The following is a 3,119-nucleotide window of genomic DNA, read 5'->3' as shown; positions in this document are numbered from 1 at the left end:
CTATGCGTTGGTTTTAATGTTTAAGGTGGTATGCGGTGGCATCGGTATTGCGTTGCTCACCCCTTAACAGGGCGTTAAGCCTACGAGATATATTTATCAGGAGTATTTAAGTGTTTTCAATGAAGCCTACTCTAAAAAGTTGGTATGAAAGTTACCTTTCCCCTACGTTTGAACTGATGGGGAGCTATATTGACGGTATTGAAGAACAAGCAGAACTGAGTATTCAGAAGTTTGAAGAAGGTAAAGAAACTCATGTATTAGAAGAACACCCAGAAGATGGGTATGTACGTGCTGTAACTGTATTTCAAGGGTTGGATGACGAAACGTGGGATATTCATGGGATCTTTCGAGATTACTTCCCTAATTTGCAACGAAAATCGGCTCTGTTGACTCTTACTGGTATGTTTGAGCATGAATTAGATCAATTATGTGATAGCTATGCTAAGGAACACGAATCAACAGTTAAGTTGAATGATATTGCAGGTAAAGGTCTAGAAAGATCGACCAAATATCTAGAGAAAGTATGTGGGTTTGATGTATACAAAACGAGCCCTGAATGGCAAAGCATCAAGGGTATACAAGTCTTAAGAAATGCTATCGTGCATCAGAATGGCAAGACAAACGATGCAAATGGTAGAAAAATTACCCCTATACAAAGTCATATAGAAAAAGTTGAGTCTCTTCATGACGATGGGAAAGAAGTGGTTATTGGCAAGGGCTACCTAATCTATGTTCTTAAGAGCTATGACGACTACATAAAGTTGCTCGACAAATCAATAAAGCAGTCATACGAACAATAGGCTTAACAAAGCGTTTAAGACAGATTCGCAACACTCGGCGCTTTCAATTCAAGTTAGTTTCGTGTTTACGGCGTAATGGTTTAGTAAGGTGGTCGTGTTGCTCACTACTTAACGCGGCGTTATAAATATTGGAGCATCTGTGAAAGATAACATTCGATACTTTAAACAAAAGCTTAATGAAGCTTACGATATCAATGTCACTGATGTTTCTGCTCTTTCGAGTATGCATGAGTTGTATCAACTCACGACAGTCTACGGTGAACAATATGTTGTTAAGCTTTATAGAGCTAGTCATTGCTCTTTGTCGCATTTGACGTCAATGACCGAGTTCAATGCTAGCTTGAAAGCTAATAGAGTTTCTGTAACCGTCCCTGTCCCGGGAGTTGACGGTAAGTATGTCCAGTATATTGATGATATGTATGCAGTGTTAAGCCATTTTGTACATGGGGATACGGTGCCCACTCTCAATTCTTCTCAATGTTACTTATTTGGTCTAGAGTGTGCTCGGCTCCATTTAACACAGAACAAGCACGATTTTCCGCCTAAAAAAACTGAAGAGTTGCTCACTTTACCTTTGCTCAATATCAGAGCCGGTTATAGGCACAAGCAAGAAAAGGTTGGGGTTATCGAAACCTTAGCTACGCAAGTGGAGGTCAACTTGTCTAAGTTTCCTTTACCGGAGGTTTTGTGCCACGGAGACTTCCATTGGGGTAATGCAATCTTCTCATCAGAGCAAATCACGATACTTGACTTGGATTTCTGTTGCAGAAGTTGGCGAATATATGACCCTGTAGTCTTCTTATGGAATCTTCTATTCACTAATAGTGACAACATTAAAGAACAATGGTCATCATTTCTGAGTGGTTATCAGTCAATCTCAGAGTTCTCTGAAGAAGAGCTTATAGCTATTCCGTGGCTTTTGATAGCTCATAATATTTGGCATATTGGTTTTATTGGCGAGGCTACAATTGATGAGTGGGAATTTGATGATTACTGGTTCGATCGTAAGTTCGAGTTGTTCGCGGTAATCAGAGAGATGTATCTATAAAAATATTTATAACAAATTGTTCAAGAGTGATTCGGCACGCGTGGCATTTTCACTATGCGTTGGTTTTAGTGGTTAAGGTGCAATGCGGAGGTTTTGGTATTGCGTGCCTCACACCTTAACAAGGCGTTAGGCGACATGAGACAAACGATAGACTAGTGGATAGTATCTTGGCGTGAATCTAGCTTCAGTTAACAGAAAAGGAGTGGATTAATGAATGGTAAAGCATCTGATAATTGGCAAAAATCGCGAAAGAAAGGATGTTTAAATTGGCTTTTTAGAACAACTTTCGTCACAGCCATTTTGTACATGATTTTTAATGTTATTTTCCTTTATCCATCTTCTGATGCGGCAGGCATTACGATTTTCTTATCGGATAATGCTCTTAATTACTCAATTTACACGATCGGGATGTTTTTCGCATTTTGGGCTATTTGGCTATACAACGAATCTTCGTATGAGAAAGAAGTTAAACGTAGAAATGTCGCCTAACAAACTGTTCAAGAGGGATTCGCAACGCGTGGCATTTTTACTATGCGTTGGTTTTTGTGTTTAAGGTGGTATGCGGTGGCTTTGGTATTGCGTTGCTCACCCCTTAACAGGGCGTTATGTGTAATGCGGCATCAGCATACAGAGGATATCATGAGAATAGACATAGAATATATTAAACATCTTTTAGATACGGTGCAGGATCATGATGAACCTGACTTTAATATTTACAACGATAAAATTAAGCCTCTTTGGTTAAATGACGACGAGAAGTTAAACAAGCTTGTTTTCCACATGGAAATAATGGAAGACCAAGGGCTTATAGAAAACTCAATTAATACAAATGGTATTGGCTTCCAAAGAATGGGAGGAGGCGGCGGCTTTACTGTTAGTGTAATTCCGTTAAGACTAACCGCGAGGGGGCATCAATTTGTTTCTGACCTATCTAAGCCTGGAGTAATAGAGAAATTAACTACGACATTCAAAGATGCAGGACCAAGTGAAACCGTAAAAGTTGTGTTTGCTCTCGGAAAAAATTTCATCGACAGTCAGCTTAAGGGTTTGCTTGAAGAATAAGCATACGATAAAACACATAACAAAGCATTTAAGACGGATTCTCAACGCTTGGCGATTTCAGCCTAAGTCGGCTTCAGTGCTTTATGTGGCAAGGTTTAAGGTTGGGTGGTCGCGTTGTTCACCACTTAATGCGGCGTTATGTGCTTACCCCAAAACATATAGTATAATGTTCTCTTTGTTGCTTAACTAAATTTACGATGAATATTGTT

4 protein-coding genes are annotated in these 3,119 nt (G+C 39.4%); all 4 read left to right on the top strand.

What is annotated here, in order from left to right; translation table 11 throughout:
- The first annotated feature begins 119 nt into the window (after window positions 1–119).
- Complete coding sequence (locus OQJ86_RS26120) at window positions 120–800, top strand: hypothetical protein (RefSeq protein WP_065607986.1); 681 nt, start codon at window positions 120–122, stop codon at window positions 798–800.
- Between the two features lie 139 nt (window positions 801–939).
- A complete protein-coding gene (locus tag OQJ86_RS26115; RefSeq protein WP_265992180.1) occupies window positions 940–1,848 on the top strand; it encodes a phosphotransferase enzyme family protein in 909 nt (302 codons plus the stop codon).
- A gap of 210 nt (window positions 1,849–2,058) precedes the next feature.
- Window positions 2,059–2,337, top strand: coding sequence for a hypothetical protein (locus tag OQJ86_RS26105; protein ID WP_265992175.1), 279 nt, complete (start codon window positions 2,059–2,061; stop codon window positions 2,335–2,337).
- A 150-nt stretch (window positions 2,338–2,487) separates the two neighbouring features.
- Complete coding sequence (locus OQJ86_RS26095) at window positions 2,488–2,910, top strand: hypothetical protein (RefSeq protein ID WP_265992173.1); 423 nt, start codon at window positions 2,488–2,490, stop codon at window positions 2,908–2,910.
- The last annotated feature ends 209 nt before the right edge of the window (window positions 2,911–3,119 follow it).

The organism is Vibrio sp. Sgm 5 (assembly GCF_026241575.1).
In the GTDB taxonomy this organism is placed as follows: Bacteria; Pseudomonadota; Gammaproteobacteria; order Enterobacterales; family Vibrionaceae; genus Vibrio; species Vibrio jasicida.
This window is presented reverse-complemented; position numbering and strand designations above follow the sequence as displayed.

What these genes read in the sequence shown, in the direction of transcription:
- OQJ86_RS26120 (WP_065607986.1), top strand. Translation starts at nt 120, where the DNA reads ATGAAGCCTACTCTAAAAAGTTGGTATGAAAGTTACCTTTCCCCTACG.
- OQJ86_RS26095 (WP_265992173.1), top strand. Translation starts at nt 2,488, where the DNA reads ATGAGAATAGACATAGAATATATTAAACATCTTTTAGATACGGTGCAG.
- OQJ86_RS26105 (WP_265992175.1), top strand. Translation starts at nt 2,059, where the DNA reads ATGAATGGTAAAGCATCTGATAATTGGCAAAAATCGCGAAAGAAAGGA.